Source organism: Sporomusa acidovorans, from assembly GCF_900101845.1.
Lineage (GTDB): Bacteria > Bacillota > Negativicutes > Sporomusales > Sporomusaceae > Sporomusa > Sporomusa acidovorans.
This window is the reverse complement of record NZ_FNAM01000013.1, coordinates 13,309-30,584: the sequence shown is the minus strand read 5'-3', so window position 1 is coordinate 30,584 and position 17,276 is coordinate 13,309. Positions and strand designations below refer to the sequence as shown.

Here is a 17,276-nt window from a genome sequence, read left to right as displayed (position 1 = left end):
CCTTACAGGATTGACCTTGGGCATTTCCGCCGGGGGTAAGCTCTATCGGCTTTTGGCGGGAGAGGGTTTCTCACTGGTACATGCCTTACCCGGAAGGCGGCGTCGGTACTCTCGCAGGTGCTTTTGGCTATAAAATGATGTCTGAACAGTCAATGCGCGGTATGTTGCCAAGTGTGTCCATGCCTGCTGTTCAAGGTGTCGGTGAGATTCCGTTAGACGAGCTTATGCGTCAAAAAGAGCGGCTGGAAGACTTAATCGCAGAACGCCAAGGAGGGGTAAGCAAGGTTTAACAGGGCCAGTTTACGTGTTTTGAGTAATGCAAATGGACCGCCATTATGACGGTCCATTTGCATTATATGAGTTACATAAAGTTTTGGTGCGGAATAGAATATAGTAAGTCTATATTCGGGAGGTGAAATCTTGTATAATCCGGGAATGACGAATTTTGTTCCGGCGGGAAAACACAAATTGCCGCCCTTGCCGTATCCGTATTCAGCCCTTGAACCGGTTATCAGCGCTGATACCGTACGTATTCATCATGATATACACCATAAAGCTTATGTGGAAGGTTTAAATAAAGCAGAATTAGCTATGGTTGAGGCAAGACGATGTAATGACTTTTCCCTGGTGAAGTATTGGGAAAATGAATTGGCGTTCAATGGTTCAGGGCATATTCTGCATAGCATCTATTGGACGGTTATGGCTCCGGAATGCTATGGCAGTGAACCGATGCGCTGCACCGTACAGAAAGTTACCCAATATTTTGGGCGCTTTGATGCGTTTATGGAACAATTCATTGCGGCCGCAACCAAAGTGGAGGGATCCGGCTGGGCAATCGTTGCCTGGAATCCTGCCTGGAGCCGCTTGGAAATCCTAATGGCGGAAAAGCATCAGAATCTTACTCAGTGGGGAGTCATACCTATACTGGTTATTGATGTGTGGGAACACGCCTATTACCTTGATTATCAGTCAAAGCGCGAGCAATATGTTAAAGAGTGGGTGAAACTAATCAACTGGAGTGAGGTGGAGAGACGGCTGGTATTAGCAATGCGCCGGAAAGTGCCGCTTTTTTATGCTGATGAGGTTGATTGATGGAGGTATAGCCAGAGTTGCGGCAAGTTGCGAATCGTTTGGAGCTTAAAAAGACGTAAGATGTCATAGAAAAAGCATGGCCAGCACTTGGATAAAGCGGCTGGCCTTTTGTCATTTTTTTCCACGAAAAGTTTAAAGAGTGCTTATATCAGCATGATATTCTATACTCTGGGCTACCTCTTGTGCAAGTTTTAAGCCGAATAGCTGCTTGAGCAAGTAAAAGCCTAGCTCAATCCCGGAACTTACACCGCCTGCCGTTATGATTTTTCCGTCATGCACTATTTTTTGGGGAAGGACTTGTACTGAATAAGCTGCCAATTCGGCAAACGCAGCATGATAGGTAGTGGCTCTTTTGCCTTTTAACAGTCCGGCTTCGGCCAGTAAAAATGCTCCGGTGCAAACCGAGGTAATATAGTTAGCCGTAGGTATTTGCTTTTGAATAAATTCTTGAATAACGACATTTTTCATGGCAGTTAGCCGGCCTTTGCCGCCGGGAACCACTACAATGTCCAGCGCGGGGCAATTGGCAATAGTGGTATCAGGAATTATTTGCATACCGTTATAGGCCCGTACCGGTTCGGCGGACTCTGCCACTAACAGCACCTTAGTGCTGTCCGGCCGAATTTTATTGACATGGCTGAGTACTTCAAAGGGGCCGACAAAATCTAATTCTTCGACCTGCGGAAATAACAATACACCGATTTTCACCAAAATGATCACTCCTTACTAAACTCTGTGAATGGGAGGAGAATAAAAAACTGCCATCTAGCCGGCAATTGGCCGATAGTTTGCAAATTAGCCGCAATACTGTGGAACAGGCCTATCAACAATTGCTGGCCGAGGGTTATTTGTTTAGCAGGCCGCGCCGCGGATATTATGTGGAGCGGATCAATCCGGCATTTATTCAGCAGTACGCTTCTAGTGCTTATGTAAAGGAAAAGGAACAAATACAGGATAAGGGAATGGATGAATACCGGTATAATTTTTGCTATGGAAAACTTGATTACCGTTACGCTCCGTTTAAAATTTGGAAAAATGTAATGATGGAGTGCTACGGGGAAGAGATGGACGGGCTTGTTTCTTATGGCGGCCATCAGGGGGAAAGCGGATTACGTGAACAAATAGCCGGATATGCGGCAGAATACCGGGGGGTAACATGCAATCCGGAACAAGTTGTCGTAGGTGCCGGGACGTTATACTGTTTAGGGGTGCTGGCTAATTTGCTTAGGGGAACTAATCCTACTGTGGGCTTCGAGGACCCGGGGTATGGGAAGGCCAGACTGGTATTCAAGAATGCCGGATTCAAGGTTCTTCCCATTAGTGTGGAACAGGATGGCATTAATATTCGCGAGCTAGCAGGCAGTGAGGCAACAGTGGTCTATGTCACGCCTTCTCACCAGTTTCCTACCGGAGTGATTATGTCCATTTCCAAGCGGCTGCAGTTGCTGGAGTGGTCTATAAAAAAGCAAGGAGTCATTATAGAGGATGATTATTCCTGCCATTTTCGGTATAATGTCAAACCTGTTCCCTCGCTTCAGGGAATTGAACCCAAGGCCCAAGTTGTTTATCTGGGCAATTTCTCCAAACCTCTGCTGCCTTCCCTTCGAATTGCGTTTATGGTTTTACCGCCGTTGCTGTTGGTAAGGTATAAAACGATATATCAAAAGTACAATACCACGGTTCCCTATTTGTTCCAACGAACACTGGAACGGTTTGTGCAGCAGGAATGTCTGCATAGGCATTTGCGCCGGGTACTGCAGGTATATAAAAAGAAGCATGACTGTTTAGTGCAATCTCTGACTAAAGAATTTGGCAGCCGCATTGAGATTGGCGGGAAAAATGCCGGCCTATTTGTGACGATTACAGTGGATAGTGACCTTTTTGAACCAGAGTTGATTCAACGGGCAGCGAAACTAGGGGTTCGGGTCTATCCCTTATCTGATCATTGGGAAAGAAAACAGCTATATAATGGCAAGACCGTGTTATTGGGCTATAGCAGTCTGGATATAGCTGAAATTGAGCAGGGCGTCCGGTTGTTGCGCAAAGCCTGGTTTGGGTAAAACTGGATAATCATGTGGACAAAAAAAATATAAAAAAATTCCTATTGACAAAATTATTAAAATGTTCAATAATTAAATTGTGAATAATTGTTATTTTTAATTGAATATTAAAAGATAGATTTGGGCCTTAAGCATTTATTAGATATCTAATCTAAATAAATTTGCCCTAAATGTACACGGGATCAAGAGGATATGTAAGATCCCTATAGAGACATAAGGAATTTTCCTTATGTCTCTATAGGGATCTTTTTTGTTTAAGGAGGTAAGAAGAAAGTGGAGAGAACCCAAGTGGTGGTAATTGGCGGCGGCTGTACCGGAACAGGTATTTTGCGGGATTTATCATTACGGGGCATTCCGGCTGTTTTGTTTGAAAAAGAGGATTTGGCATACGGTACAACCGGTAGATGCCATGGATTGCTGCATAGCGGGGCACGGTACGCAGTTAAAGATATTGAGGCGGCCAAAGAGTGTATTGGCGAGAATGCAGTTCTGAAAAAGATTGCCGCTAATTGTATTGAAGACAACGGCGGGATGTTTGTTTACTTGCAGGGTGACGATGCGGAGTATGTTAAAAAGTTTGTCAGCGGTTGTAGACAAGCAGGGATTGCCACTGAAGAGTTATCGCCCCGGGAAGTGCTGGAGCGTGAGCCTAACGTTACTCACAAAATACTCCGGGCGTATACCGTTCCTGACGCTTATATTGATGTGTTTCAGCTTACGGCAGCAAATGCCCAGGATGCTGTGCGTTTGGGAGCAGTGGTTAAAACTTATACCCAGGTGACCCAAGTTGAAATTAAGAACCGGAAAGTAACAGGAGTGCATTACGTAGACATGCTTACCGGTGAAAATGGCTATATAACTTGTGATGTTGTGGTTAATGCAGCAGGTCCGTGGGCGGCTATCGTGGCGGCGCAATTAGGAATCGGAGTAAATCTGATTTGTAACCGCGGTAGCTTGGTGATTTTTAATCAACGGCTTACTCGCGGGGTAGTAAGCAGGCTGAAGGTACCGGGAGATTGTGATCTGATTGTACCAGGCGGACCGGTTTCCATATTAGGAACTACCTCGATAAATGTCGCCCATCCTGAAATTCTTGATATTAGTCCTGGTGAAATCGACTATATGCTGGGATTGGCAGCAATAACGTTTCCGGGCGTAAGCCAGGCAAGAATTATTAGAGCTTTTTCCGGTGTTCGTCCATTATATAGTGCTAAGACAACTGGTACGGAGGGCGGCAGGGAAATTAGCCGTAATTATGTGCTGCTGGATCATCGGCTTGAAGACGGAATAGACGGCTTTGTCTCTATTCTTGGGGGAAAATTAAGTATTTATCGATTAATGGCGGAGGTAACAACGGATTTAATTTGCCGTAAGTTGAGTGTTAATAAGGAATGTACTACTGATAAATTACCGTTAAAACCAATCATGGCAGTTTGTAGTTTAATAGAAGGACAAAATTTTCTTCCCTTGCCGGCTCTGGAAAAAGCAAGGCATCGTTTAGGCAGCGATTTTCCCTTAATGCTGAACCGAATTAAAAGTGATCCGCTCCAGGCAGAGATTATATGCGAGTGTGAGTTTGTAACCAGAGCGGAGCTGGAATTGGTTTTAGAAGGTGTAATTACGATACCTGTCCGCACAATCAGTGATTTAGCACGGCGTACAAGGATGGGACTTGGAACCTGCCAGGGAAATTTTTGTGGTTATAAGGCCATGATTACCGCCTATGAAAAAGGTTTTTGGCAAGGAGAACAGGCCAAAGCAGAATTAGAGAAGTTTCTTAAAGTTCGGTGGAAGGGGCAGGAAAAGGTGCCGTATGGCAAACAAAACCAACAATTGGCTCTTAGCCATCATTTATATGACGCAGCTCTGAATGGCACTCGGTAAGAGGAGACAAGGCAATATAGCTTTGCTTTCTAATTATAAAATACTTTTGCAAGGTGGTGAGCGGTGGTCGGGTTAGCAAATGAGTAAAGCGTCATGACTTACTAGTAAAAAGGAGTTGTTGAGAAAATGAAAGAATTGTACAATCCTAGTTTGTTTCCTTTAAGTGAGGGTATTGACAATAAGGATTATGTAGTTGCTACTTATTTGGTAGGAGGCGGTGCCCAGGCCGATTTAGTTACAAAATCGGCAGCTTTGGCTATTGAACAGTCCTCCGGTTCCTGGTTTGCCGTACCAGGGGAAACCGAGGCTGTCAGAGCCAGAAGTGCTGCAAAAATAATCGGCATATACAGCGTTCCCAACTATGAATTGATTGCCCAGATGCCTAAAGATCAGACACGGTATTTCATTTTACGATGTGCTTACCCCTGGGTCAATTTTTATGATAATATTCCGTTAATGCTGTCTACAGTCATTGGTAACATATCGTCTATGCCCAATCTTAAACTAGTAGACTTAGAATTCCCGGAAAGTTTTTTGAAGCAATTTAAAGGTCCGAAGTTCGGTATTTCCGGTTTGCGAAAATTAATGAATATTCCCGAACGCCCCATTGTCAATAACATGATCAAACCTTGTACCGGTATTACGCCGGAGGAAGGAGCCGAACTTTTCTACCATGCCGCCGTTGGTGGCACCGACTGGATCAAAGATGATGAACTGATCGCCGGCAGTCCGGCTTTTTCACCACTGGTAGAACGGGTTAAGGCTTATATGGCAGCTGCGAAGCGAGCCGACGCGGAAAAGGGGGAAATGACTTTATTTACAGTGAATGTTACGGATGAGGTAGTACGTCTTCGTGATAATGCTTACCGGGCCATCGAAGCCGGTGCCAATGCCATCATGGTAAATGTATTTGGCGTAGGATACTCCGGGTTACGGATGTTGGCGGAAGACCCGAATATTAGCGTTCCTATTTGTGTTCATACTTGTTACGGCGGAGCCCAGACAGTGTCGCCTTATCAGGGGATGAGTACCGAAGTGGCGCAGAAGCTAATCAGAATCTGCGGCGGTGATATGTCCCTCAATGTGGCTCCATCGGCTAAGTTTAATGCCCTTAAGGAAAAATTCGTACGTACCTGGCATATCGGCTATTCTAAAATGTATCATATCAAGCAAACCTTTACCCATATCGGTGGCGGGGTAACGCCGGGAATGGTACCTTACTTGATGGATAATCTCGGCAGCGACATTGTTATTGGGGTCGGCGCCGGTATCCACGGGCATCCTCTGGGACCGAAAGCTGGAGCAATTGCCTTCCGCCAGGCTATTGACGCTGTGATGAAAGGCATTGATATTGCTGAAGCGGCTAAGAATCAGCCTGAATTGGCTGCGGCAATCAAAACCTGGGGTATCTACGGTGTAGACGATTATAACAAGCTGTACGATATTGAAGCATAATTAAACAATCCGTGTATTTAAAAAATGGAAATAAACCCAACACTAGAGAGCATTTAACTATCGGTTGGCAGCCATGTATGCTTTGCTGTAAGCATACATGGCTCAAACCGTATTAGTTAATAGAGTATAAGCTTTTCGCTTATATAATTAAATCTGTTGCCTACAAAATTCCAAAGAGAATAGAGTGGAGGGAATACGTGTGGAAAAACAGTATATTATGGCACTTGATGAAGGCACTACCGGTGTGAGAGCAATTATCTTCGATAAAAGCGGCTATGTTATCAGTGATTGTTCGCGGGAATTTACACAAATTTTTCCTACTCCGGGTTGGGTCGAGCATGATGCGGAAGAGATACTCGAGGCTCAGATTGAGGTAGCTCGCAGGGCTATTAGCAAAGCTAAGATATCTCCTGGAGAAATACGCGCGATTGGTGTAACAAATCAAAGAGAAACTTCGGTTATCTGGGATAGAGTCACCGGAAAACCCATTTATAACGCAATTTGCTGGCAGTCACGCCAAACAGCGGAAATTATTGAAAAGTGGGTGGGAGACGGCTTGTCGGAAGAGATCAGAGAAAGAACAGGCTTAGTCATTGATGCTTATTTCTCAGCGTCAAAGATTCCTTGGATTCTAGATAGGATACCCGGGGCACGGCAACGGGCCGAGCAGGGAGAACTGTTATTTGGAACCATTGATACCTGGCTAATCTGGAATTTGACAGGCGGCAAAAGCCATAAGACCGATTACTCTAATGCCTCCCGGACTATGCTCTTTAATATTATGAAAATGGAGTGGGATGAGGAACTATGCCGGAAAATGGACATCCCGATGGCTATCCTTCCCCAAGTAATTGATTCAAACGGTGACTTTGGGGTAGCTGGCGCCTCCTTATTTGGGGCTGAGATACCGATTAGAGGGGATGCCGGCGACCAGCAAGCAGCGCTTTTTGGGCAGGCTTGCTTTAAACCCGGTATGGCTAAAAACACTTTTGGCACAGCCGGGGTATATGTCATGAATACCGGCGATAAGCCGCTATTTAAAGAAGGATTGACGACAACGATTGCCTGGGGTATTAATGGCAAAGTAAGTTATGCTTTGGAGGGAGTTATTTTTATCTCCGGCGCTACCATTCAGTGGCTGCGGGATGAAGCAAAAATTATCTATACAGCGGCTGATACGGAATGGTACGGTTTTATGGTCCCGGACACCGGCGGCGTTTACCTTGTGCCGGCATTTGTAGGCCTGTGCGCGCCCTATTGGGATATGTATGCGCGGGGAATGATCATCGGTATTACCCGTGGGACTAGCAGGAACCACTTAATTCGTGCTGGCCTGGAGGCTTTAGCCTATCAGACTAAAGATATTATTAATGCTGTCATAAAAGATGGAACTATTGAAGTGTCTGAACTGCGGGTGGATGGCGGGGCTGTAAAAAATAGCTTGCTTTGCCAGTTCCAGTCCGATATTTTGGGCATACCGGTTATTAGACCCCAAATTACCGAAATGACAGCTCTGGGTGCAGCCTATCTGGCTGGATTAGGCAGCGGATTGTGGCAGAGTATGAATGACATTGCTTCTCAATGGGCAATTGACCGAACCTTTACGCCGGAAATGCCGTCTGAACGCCGTGACAATCTTTATCAGGGCTGGCAGGAGGCCGTGCAACTTTGCAGAGGCTGGGCTAAAAAAGTTAAAGTTTAATTGATGAACTATATACAAATTTATTCATAATTTACGGAATATTTTAAATAAAGGAGCATTTGCTTATGACAAACTTATTAGGTGAATTTTTTGGAACCTTAGTCCTGTTAAGTTTTGGTGTTGGCGCATGTGCAAATTTGACCCTGACACGTTCAAAGGCAGCCGGCGGCGGTGGTGGCGGTGCCTGGATCGCGGTCACGGCCGCTTGGGGGTTTGCTGTGCTGCTAGGGGTATTTAGTGCCATTGCCACCGGTGCTCCTCAAGCCGATTTAAATCCGGCTGTTACATTGGCCAAAATGATGGTAGGCGTTTATACTCCCGGACATGCCGTTATGACTATGTTGGCCGAAGTGGCCGGTGGTTTTGCCGGTGCTGTTATCGCATGGCTGATATTTCTTCCGCATTGGGAACTCACTGAAGATAAAGCCAGCAAACTGGGATGCTTTTGCACTATCCCGGCTGTTCGCAATACTGCGGCGAACCTAATTTGTGAAGCGTTGGCTACTGCTTTTTTGTTACTCATGATCTTTGTGATTTTTTCCAAAGAAGTCAGCGATGGTGGCACTAAATTTGCCGTTGGTTTTGGCCCGTATATGGTTGGTATTCTAATTTGGGCATTGGGTCTTAGTTTTGGTGGCCCTACGGGGTACGCACTCAACCCGGCCCGGGATCTTGGACCGCGCATTGCTCATGCAATTTTGCCTATTGCCGGCAAAGGTGATTCAGACTGGGGGTACTCATGGATTCCGGTTGCGGGTCCGTTTGCCGGTGCAGTATTATCCGTTGTCATTGGCAAGACGATCGGAATTTTATAGCGGTGATTTATCGGGAAAACAGTAATTCGAAACCGAGTAGGCCAGGTGATAAAAATGGATAATGCTCCAAATAAGACGGTTCTCGTTATTGGTGGCGGTTTGGCGGGAATCACTGCCGCTTTAGCGGCAATGAAAAATGGCGCACAGGTAATTTTAGTAACCAGCGGCCCCGGTACTTTTGCCTTAAGTGGTGCTACAGTAAGTATCCGGGGAATGAATAAGGAACAGCCCTATCTTCAGGAAGCCCTGGATTTTTTTAAGGACATAACAATTGCCGCCGAATGCGAATATAAGGGCGCTTTTACAGGGAGTACATTCATTCCTGATATTATAGGGGGACTTCAAGAGATAGCATTGGCTCCTTTCTCTCTTTGGGCCGGCAGGCCGGTCAACGGCAGTAAAGTCATGATTGTGGGAATTCGCGGGTTGAGCGGCTTTAGTGCGGGACTGACCGCCGAACTGCTTACTTCATCTGTAAAGCAAATAGGTCTGCAAGTAACCTACAGAACTGCTACTATCGAAATTCCTTGGGTGCGAAATGGTTTCTTTACCAGCTTGGAAGTAGCTAACCATCTGGAAGATAAGCAAAGACAGGCGCAACTGGCTGAGCTGCTTAAACCGCTGGTCAAAAACCAGGACTTGCTGCTGTTGCCGGCGATTTTCGGAATGACAATGGGCTCAGGGGAATTCAACGGACTTGCCCGGCAAATTGGGTGTTCTGTAGGAGAATTGATTACACTGCCGCCTTCCATGGTAGGTCTGCGGGTTCTGCACGCTATGCAGAAATACCTGAAACAATCCGGTGTAGAAATTATTTCCGGTTATCCGGTACAAGCCCTCCAGGTAGAAGATGGAATTTGTACAGCGGCATTTGTGGATACGCCTGGCCGGAACCGTGTGATTAAAGTCGGGAGCATTATCGTTGCCACCGGTAGAATCAATAAGAGTAGCTTGGCTATAAGAACACCAAGTCAAAAAACGGAAACATTCCTGCAGGATGATTGTTTAGTAAATGAATCTATGCAGTTATTGAATGAGCAAAACATCCCATTTGCGGCAAATATATATGGCGCAGGTGATATGTTAGAGACCTCTGACTGTAAAAATGGGAATGCTTTGGCGATATGGACAGGTTACCGCGCAGGAGTGCTGGCAGCGGGGGGGGACAATATAGGATGAAAAAAGAAAACCTAAATCTGGATTGCTGTCTCAAATGTTCTTACTGTAATACCGTATGCCCCTTGTTAGAAGTCTGTCCTGATTACCCCGGCCCCAAAAAGCTGGGCTCGGATATCGAGCGCTTCCGCCAGGAAGGCATAGATTGTGATATGGAGTGGGTCGATTATTGTCTGGGATGCGGTCAGTGCGAATTAAATTGCCCTAATCAGGTTCATGTGGCAGAGTATATTGCCGAAGCCAAGGCGCGGCAAAAAAAAGGGGGAGTAAAAAAAATTCGCGACTATTTCTTTGCCCGCCCCGCTTTGCTGGGAAAAATGAGTACATTTATAACGCCGGTTACTAACTGTGTTCTCAAAGCGGTAACTCCGTTTATGCCTTTGGGGGGGATTAGCGCCAAACGTAAACTGCCAGCCTATTCATCGAAAACGCTGACAGGATCGGCAATGAAACGGCAGAACCGGCAAAAGGAACCGGTACTTTTCTTTCCGGGTTGTTACATCAAATATAACCAACCCGAAGTAGGCGTGGCCACGGTAAAAGTTCTCGAAAAGGCAGGATATACAGTGGAAATTGCGCAAACAGGCTGTTGCGGCCTGCCGGCTGTTAATGATAAAGCGGAAGCAATAGCCGATGCTCGCAACAACATTCTGGCAATGAAAGCTGCTGTGATGGATGGATGTAAGATCATTACCGCTTGCACAAGTTGCGGTCATACGCTTAAATCCCGGTATGTAGGTCTAGTCAGCGAGGATGAAGAGCTTGTGAAAGTGGCCCAGTTGATAGCGGCCAATACCTACGATTTGGGTGAACTTTTGTTAGACTTGCAGGCGGAGGGGAAACTGGAGCAAAAACCAATTACTAGTTCTCGCAGATTAGCCTATCACGCACCCTGTCATCTTAAAGCACAAGGCATCGGGAAGCCCTGGGTTAAACTACTGCAGTGTATCCCCGGTCTGGAAATTGTTGATGTAGATAATGGCTGTTGCGGAATGTCGGGAACTTATGGATTTAAAAATGAGAAATATGATATTTCGATGAAGATTGGTCAGGCCTTGTTTGCTAGCATTAATGAATGTAATCCCGACCAGGTCATTACGGAGTGCGCTACCTGCCGCTTACAGATTGAGCAGGGAACTAAGCAGCAAACATTTCATCCGGTTGAGATATTTGCTCAAATCTTTTGCCGATAAGATACAGATTTGCAATCAGGCGGAGAGTATACTCCGCCTGATTGGCCGTTGTATATAACATGAAGTGCTTTGGATAATGAGGTGCAGGCGAGGAGGGTATTATGTTTAAAAAAGCAGGCATAAAACTAATGGTCTTTGATCTGGATGATACCTTATTGAATAATCATATAGCTATTTCGCAGCGGACTCAGCAAGCAATCCGCCAAGCAGTAGGCTGCGGGATTAAAGTAACCTTGGCTACCGGCCGTATGTATTGTTCGACAATCCCTTTTGCCAGTCAGCTTGAACTGGATATGCCGCTAATTACTTACAATGGAGCAATGGTTAGCGATTATCCTTCAGGCAAAGTACTTTTTCATTTACCGATTAATCCGCAAACGGCTGCGCAGGTTTTGAAAGTTTGCCGGGAACGGCAGTGGTATATTCAAAGTTATATAGATGATGAATTGTATGTGCGGGACATGGATAAGCATGCAAAGTTATACGCTGAAATTACGGGAGCAAAGCCGATAGCGGTGGGAGATCATTTATATGCTATGGAGAAGGCGCCGACGAAGTTGTTGGCCATTGCGGAGCCGACAAAAATATCCGAGATGCTGGAAGTACTTCAAAGCCGGCTAGAAAATAGCCTGTCTATTGCCGAATCCAAGCCCAATTATTTGGAAATTACCAACCTCGCGGTAAATAAGGGGACTGCCTTGCAGTTTATTGCTGATAAGCTGCGATTCGACCGGGAAGAGATTATAGCCTTTGGTAATGGCAATAACGATATTCCAATGATGCTCTATGCCGGTTGGGGGGTAGCTGTTGGCAATGCCCCATCAACTGTAAAAGAGGCTGCTCAGCTAGTAACAGGCACTAATGATGATGATGGTGTAGCCGACGTAATTGAAAAGTATATTTTAAATTGATATATGCTTTTTAAATTGCAGGATTATTCTTAATTATTATCGAAGATAAAAAAATAAGTTGATTGGAGAAGGGAAGAGTAACTATGCTTTCTCAAGAGAAGGTCTTGGCCGCATTACGGGAATGCCCGATTATTGCTTCTCTCCAAAAACCAGAGATGATTACTACCGCTATTAATAGCAGTGTCCGGATTGTAATGATTTCATCAGGCGATATATTTAACATTGGCGAAATAAGCCAATCTTTAAGAAAGCATAATAAACTGGTGCTGGTTCATGTCGATATGATTGGTGGTATGGCAAGGGATAAGGTTACCATACGATATTTAAAAGAAAAGCTGGATGTAGACGGGATTGTCACCCCGAACGGACAGCTAGTAGCGTCAGGCCACAAGGAAGGTTTATTGACAGCCCAGCGGATTTTTGCACATGATACACCTTCTGTGGTCAGTGGAATCAATGCTTTACGTCAGTCTAAACCGGATTTTATCGAAATTATGCCAGGGGCGGCAGTATTAAAGGTGTATGAAGAAGTCAGAAGGCATTTTCAGCAACCAATCATTGCTGCAGGTTTAATCAAAAACATTCAGGATGTAAAACAAATTCTTAAAGCAGGAGCAGTGGGCGCCGATACAAGCACTCCCAGCCTATGGAATTTCTCAATTGCAAAGTCGACAACAGAACGTCTATCCTAATTGTAAAATAAATACTGGGCTAATAAGTGAAAGAGCTGGTTAAAAGGAGTGGAGCAACCTTTGACCGGCTTCTTTACTTTTCATTTTACAGGGAATCCCCTATTTACCGAAGAATATATAATATGGAAATAGGACAGAGCTTGAACCCTAGAGGTCAAGCAGCTTTCCTGTGAAGTTAGCTAAAATTATCCTGTGAGCAACTTGCTTTAGACGGCTGTTAGCACGGCTGGCCTTGATAGAATTTAGTTGGATAAGATTTTAATAATAAAAAGGAATTTAAAAATATGAAGTTTTGGGGTAAAGTCCGGGCTCTAAGCGGGGTAATAGTTTTTATCGCTGTGTTGTGTGGTAACGCAGCTTTTGCCTCCGAGCCGGCCGTAACCACAGAATCCGCTAGTGGCATTGCCGCCGTTCCCCAGCCGGAGATAATCAGTAAAGTTAAAAAAGCTGGAAAATATGGCTGTATAAACCGGGACAACAAAGTAATAGTACCAATTGAATTTAATAAATTAGAATTAAATAATGGAATTATTTATGCAAAACAAAATGGAAAATACGGACTTTTGGATCAGAGTGGAAAAAATATCACGCCGCTTATTTTTGATGAAATTCAGCAATTTCCAGGTGACCTGGCAGCGGTAAAACTTAACAGCAAATGGGGCTTATATAATAAACAGGGCAATGTTGTTCTACCGGTAGAATTCGATACAGTCAACGATGGTTATAATGGATTGATAATCGCCAAAAAAGATAACGTTCTAAAAAATTAATTATTTTCTGTTCGGCGAATGCCACATCAAAGATTCTATAATGGCAGCAAGACAGCCGTCAGCTCTTTGCAATTTTACAAAGAACTGACGGCTGTTGGACTGTTTGCACTGTTCTATTTGGCTAGCTTGGAAGAAACCAAAGCAAAAATTACATATCCCCTTTTTGAAGCTAATTAGCGACAAAGCGCAAGCGTAACAATAACTTGCCAACATGTAGAAGGCTTATTTGTCCGGAAATCTTTACCTTACCGTTTTGGCGGAATATAATAGTTTTGAAGTTATGTATGGAGAAAATCCTATGGCAAATTTCTTTAACCAGGGAGGAAGAGTATGAATGGATATGTACTTTTGGGTATAGCAATTACCCTTGAGCTTTTTGCTACATCCATGCTGAAGGCATCAGCAGGATTTACAAAACTAATTCCCAGCATGGCATTTATTGGCGGAATGAGTTCCTCTTTTTATTTAATGTCACAAGCGCTAACATCCATTCCGTTAAGTATCGCGTATGCCATTTGGTCAGGCGTGGGAACAGCGCTAACGGCATTGATAGGGGTTCTTATTTGGAAAGAACATCTTACCGTATTCAGCGGCATCGGTATACTATTAATTATTATGGGTGTCATATTTCTTAATTTAAAGGGACCGGCTCATTAAATGCCAATTCTTCGCTATTCGCAAGAATTATTTTTTTATATCTTGTGCATTTTGAAAAAATATTTTCCAAAAATAGTGGCTTTACTTATCATTGTGTGGATTTTCTTTTTCATTTTGCAATGGCTTCGCTGTTGCCGGTTGCAGGTTGGTTTTAAAACCGGCTTTTTCAGGGCAAGCAAATATTTCTTCTTGCCACACCTGATAGCCGTATGCCATAACGCCAACGATAGTAGTTATCAACGCATTTAGCGAAGGAGTAATACCTATCTCCTGAAAAAGCCCTCTACTGCCTAGAAAATAAACATGAAATAAATAGATAAAACCAAAGTTTAAAACCGTATCGATTAATAGGTATGTCCAAAATTTACCATATATAAAGTGAAATAGCCATATAGTAATGACGGGATTTAATCCAAAAATAATATATGAACCTGTTCGTAGCGGGGAAGCTGCTGCCTCATAAATAAACCATCCTAAATTTTCTCCCACTTCTACAGCTAATACACTGGCAAGCGTAGAGAAGAGAGCAACAGGCATGAAACGCTTTATAGTTTCTTTTTTCATAAAGATCAAAGTCAACCAGGGCAGGACTAATATAGACCAAAATAATATCTGATTGCTCATAATTTTAGCAACTCCTTATAGTTGTTTATCAATTTTAGTATTTCACTAATAGTAATGCGTATTCCGAAATATCCAGGCTTTTTTGGATGTAGCGCAATGCGGGTTTGTTAATGGCAGAAAGTTATCCGCTGCTTGAATGTGGCATTCAGATGCCGAGTCTTCCGCAGCAGGGATACCAAGCTCTCCAATCATCTGTTTCCAGAAAGCGTGAACGAATACACTTTTACCCCTTGTTGTATATACTAGGGGCCTCACGAGAAGAAGATCAACTTACGATCTTTAATGCTGCCTGTACGAAAGGTGCTTTGTCTATGACCAGCTACCTGTTTGTGTGAGGTTCTTCCGTAGTAAGAATATTTGCAGGATAGCAATCTCACAACTGGCAATCACCCGTGTTTTGTTTTGAACTTACCTGATTCTCAAACAAAAATACACTTGACAGTATCATAATCATTTTATATAATTTTAAGCATCACATAATTATTAACAATAACATATGCTTGTATGCAAAGACGAGCTGATCAGTACGAACTGAAGGCTAATTTCTCTTATTATCAAGAGAAGTTAAGTCTTCTTTTGTTTTTTTATGCTGATTGTGACAGCAGATCAAGAAAGAACTAGCGTTAATGCTGATAATTATGATATAAGGTGATAAAAGAATTTTAAAGGTAAATACAGGTATACCAGTATACCTGCAAAGGGGGTGATGGCTGCTATATCACAAATATAACGGCAGGGGTATTAACATTTTGCAAAAATCAGGGGGTATGTACGATGAATATGAAAAAAAGAACTATTTTCCTAATGGTATCGCTGCTGTCATTTGTCCTGGTAATATCGGGGTGCAATACAGCAAGTAAAACGCAGAAGAAAGAAGTTGCCCAATTTCCTACAAAACCGATTACGTTAGTAGTGCCTTTTGCTGCCGGCGGTGTTAGTGATTTGGTTTCAAGGCAAATTGCGCAGGTTGGCAAAACCTATTTGAACCAGCCGATTAACGTTGTAAATCGTCCGGGCGGGTCGGGTACGGTGGGAACGAATGAAGTCGTTTCGGCAAATCCTGATGGTTATACCTTGCTTTTTGGATCAAGTGGGGAATTGTCTTCCGGCTTGCATGTTGTAAAAGCGCCTTATGATTTGAGTAAATATACGCCATTGGCACAAGTCGGTTCCCTGCGGGTGGCCGTTGCCGTCAAAAGGGACGCTCCTTGGAATACGCTCAAAGAATTAGTTGATTATGCCAAACAAAATCCGGGTAAATTATCGGCCGGCATTCCGGGTGAAGGTACGGTAGTTCATTTAACAGGGGTTAATTTTTCGCAAAAGGCCGGAATTTCTTTGACGACGGTTCCCTTTCAGGGAAGCGGTCAGTTAATTCCCAGTTTGTTAGGCGGACATGTGGATGTTGGCTTTCTTAATGTCAGCGAAATCATGAACCAGTATAAGGCCGGTGAAGCAAAAATCCTGGCCGTATTTGCCGATACGCGTGTAGATGCCATTAAAGATGTGCCTACGGCCAAAGAACAGGGGATTGATGTTGCCGGTGGTGCCAGTCACTATATTGTAGCGCCCAATGGTTTACCGGAAAATGTAGCTAAGGCATTGCAAGCGGCACTGCAAAAGACGCTGGAGGACGCGCAATTCCGTGATTTTGCCAAGAACATGGGCTACCAGGTTGTCTATAGTGATACGGACAAATCCAAAAAAGACTTGCAAGACTGGTACGATTTAACCGGTAAAATTTATTCTGATTTAGGGATGATGCCAAAATGACAGAGCGTAAATTAGGGTTGGATAAAATGATCGCCGGTATTCATCTGCTATTGGCCCTGGGCTATCTTTGCGGTGTTGCCAGTCTTTCCGCAGGCAGTTTAAAAGAACCGGGACCGGGGATGTTTCCTGCTATCATTGGCGGTTTATGGGCATTGCTATCCCTGTTTACCTTAATCCGCAACAGTCAGACTAGGGGAGAAACCTTGGAGAAAGCAGTTGTCCTGCGGCTTTTAAAAGTGTCGGCTGCTATCGTCGTATACTTTATTTTCATTCCATTGACCGGATTTTCCGTCAGCACTTTTTTGGTCTTGCTGGTTGCTTCTCGTTTGCTGGGAAATAACGACTGGCTTAGGAATACCGGGTTTAGCCTGTTAGGGGTTGTTTTTTCCGTGTTGATTTTTCAAGTGGTGTTACAACTGCCCTTGCCGGAACCGTTCTTAGAGATGTTGGATTTATGAAAGTGAGTGATGAA

Annotated in this window: 16 protein-coding genes and 1 pseudogene; 15 read left to right on the top strand and 2 right to left on the bottom strand. The window is 44.1% G+C overall.

Features of this window, described 5'->3' with window-relative positions; translation table 11 throughout:
- Positions 1-80 precede the first annotated feature (80 nt).
- Together BLR65_RS10835 and BLR65_RS10830 are read left to right on the top strand one after the other, a co-directional pair.
- Entirely contained in the window at positions 81-290 is a 210-nt protein-coding gene (locus BLR65_RS10835) for a 50S ribosomal protein L9 (protein ID WP_093794206.1), read from the top strand.
- A gap of 130 nt (positions 291-420) precedes the next feature.
- The gene (locus tag BLR65_RS10830; protein WP_245692698.1) at positions 421-1,092 is read left to right on the top strand and encodes a superoxide dismutase; all 672 of its coding nucleotides are present in this window, start codon (positions 421-423) and stop codon (positions 1,090-1,092) included.
- 132 nt (positions 1,093-1,224) lie between these two features.
- On the opposite strand, the gene BLR65_RS10825 is transcribed toward BLR65_RS10830, so the two are convergent.
- A complete protein-coding gene (locus BLR65_RS10825; protein ID WP_245692704.1) occupies positions 1,225-1,800 on the bottom strand; it encodes a DJ-1/PfpI family protein in 576 nt (191 codons plus the stop codon).
- Between the two features lie 41 nt (positions 1,801-1,841).
- On the opposite strand from BLR65_RS10825, the pseudogene pdxR reads away from it, so the two are divergent.
- The 11 genes and pseudogenes from pdxR to BLR65_RS10770 all read left to right on the top strand — a co-directional run.
- Positions 1,842-3,152: pseudogene (gene pdxR / locus BLR65_RS10820) on the top strand (MocR-like pyridoxine biosynthesis transcription factor PdxR); the annotation flags it as partial.
- A 273-nt stretch (positions 3,153-3,425) separates the two neighbouring features.
- Entirely contained in the window at positions 3,426-5,036 is a 1,611-nt protein-coding gene (glpA, locus tag BLR65_RS10815) for an anaerobic glycerol-3-phosphate dehydrogenase subunit GlpA (RefSeq protein WP_093794203.1), read from the top strand.
- Between the two features lie 126 nt (positions 5,037-5,162).
- Positions 5,163-6,491 carry a RuBisCO large subunit C-terminal-like domain-containing protein gene (locus BLR65_RS10810; protein ID WP_093794202.1) on the top strand — a complete coding sequence of 443 codons (1,329 nt, stop codon included), beginning with the start codon at positions 5,163-5,165 and terminating at the stop codon, positions 6,489-6,491.
- Positions 6,492-6,690: 199 nt separating this feature from the next.
- The gene (glpK, locus tag BLR65_RS10805) at positions 6,691-8,193 is read left to right on the top strand and encodes a glycerol kinase GlpK (RefSeq protein ID WP_211285063.1); all 1,503 of its coding nucleotides are present in this window, start codon (positions 6,691-6,693) and stop codon (positions 8,191-8,193) included.
- Between the two features lie 65 nt (positions 8,194-8,258).
- Positions 8,259-9,008, top strand: coding sequence for an MIP/aquaporin family protein (locus BLR65_RS10800; RefSeq protein WP_093794201.1), 750 nt, complete (start codon positions 8,259-8,261; stop codon positions 9,006-9,008).
- A 54-nt stretch (positions 9,009-9,062) separates the two neighbouring features.
- Positions 9,063-10,187, top strand: a complete 1,125-nt coding sequence (locus BLR65_RS10795; RefSeq protein ID WP_093794200.1) for an FAD-binding protein — start codon at positions 9,063-9,065, stop codon at positions 10,185-10,187.
- Positions 10,184-11,377 (top strand): anaerobic glycerol-3-phosphate dehydrogenase subunit C, encoded by a 1,194-nt coding sequence (locus BLR65_RS10790; protein ID WP_169716724.1) that lies wholly within the window; start codon positions 10,184-10,186, stop codon positions 11,375-11,377. Before BLR65_RS10795 ends, BLR65_RS10790 begins: the two co-directional genes overlap by 4 nt.
- Positions 11,378-11,478: 101 nt before the next feature.
- Complete coding sequence (locus tag BLR65_RS10785) at positions 11,479-12,288, top strand: Cof-type HAD-IIB family hydrolase (protein ID WP_093794198.1); 810 nt, start codon at positions 11,479-11,481, stop codon at positions 12,286-12,288.
- Between the two features lie 83 nt (positions 12,289-12,371).
- Positions 12,372-12,980, top strand: coding sequence for a glycerol-3-phosphate responsive antiterminator (locus tag BLR65_RS10780; protein ID WP_093794197.1), 609 nt, complete (start codon positions 12,372-12,374; stop codon positions 12,978-12,980).
- A 284-nt stretch (positions 12,981-13,264) separates the two neighbouring features.
- The gene (locus BLR65_RS10775) at positions 13,265-13,750 is read left to right on the top strand and encodes a WG repeat-containing protein (RefSeq protein WP_093794196.1); all 486 of its coding nucleotides are present in this window, start codon (positions 13,265-13,267) and stop codon (positions 13,748-13,750) included.
- A gap of 330 nt (positions 13,751-14,080) precedes the next feature.
- Positions 14,081-14,407: a DMT family transporter gene (locus BLR65_RS10770; protein ID WP_093794195.1), complete on the top strand. Its 327-nt coding sequence runs from the start codon at positions 14,081-14,083 to the stop codon at positions 14,405-14,407.
- 81 nt (positions 14,408-14,488) lie between these two features.
- On the opposite strand, the gene BLR65_RS29720 is transcribed toward BLR65_RS10770, so the two are convergent.
- Complete coding sequence (locus BLR65_RS29720) at positions 14,489-15,031, bottom strand: hypothetical protein (protein ID WP_176772730.1); 543 nt, start codon at positions 15,029-15,031, stop codon at positions 14,489-14,491.
- A gap of 774 nt (positions 15,032-15,805) precedes the next feature.
- On the opposite strand from BLR65_RS29720, the gene BLR65_RS10755 reads away from it, so the two are divergent.
- Both BLR65_RS10755 and BLR65_RS10750 read left to right on the top strand, forming a co-directional pair.
- Positions 15,806-16,804: a Bug family tripartite tricarboxylate transporter substrate binding protein gene (locus tag BLR65_RS10755; RefSeq protein ID WP_093794194.1), complete on the top strand. Its 999-nt coding sequence runs from the start codon at positions 15,806-15,808 to the stop codon at positions 16,802-16,804.
- The gene (locus tag BLR65_RS10750) at positions 16,801-17,262 is read left to right on the top strand and encodes a tripartite tricarboxylate transporter TctB family protein (RefSeq protein WP_093794193.1); all 462 of its coding nucleotides are present in this window, start codon (positions 16,801-16,803) and stop codon (positions 17,260-17,262) included. Before BLR65_RS10755 ends, BLR65_RS10750 begins: the two co-directional genes overlap by 4 nt.
- Positions 17,263-17,276 lie beyond the last annotated feature (14 nt).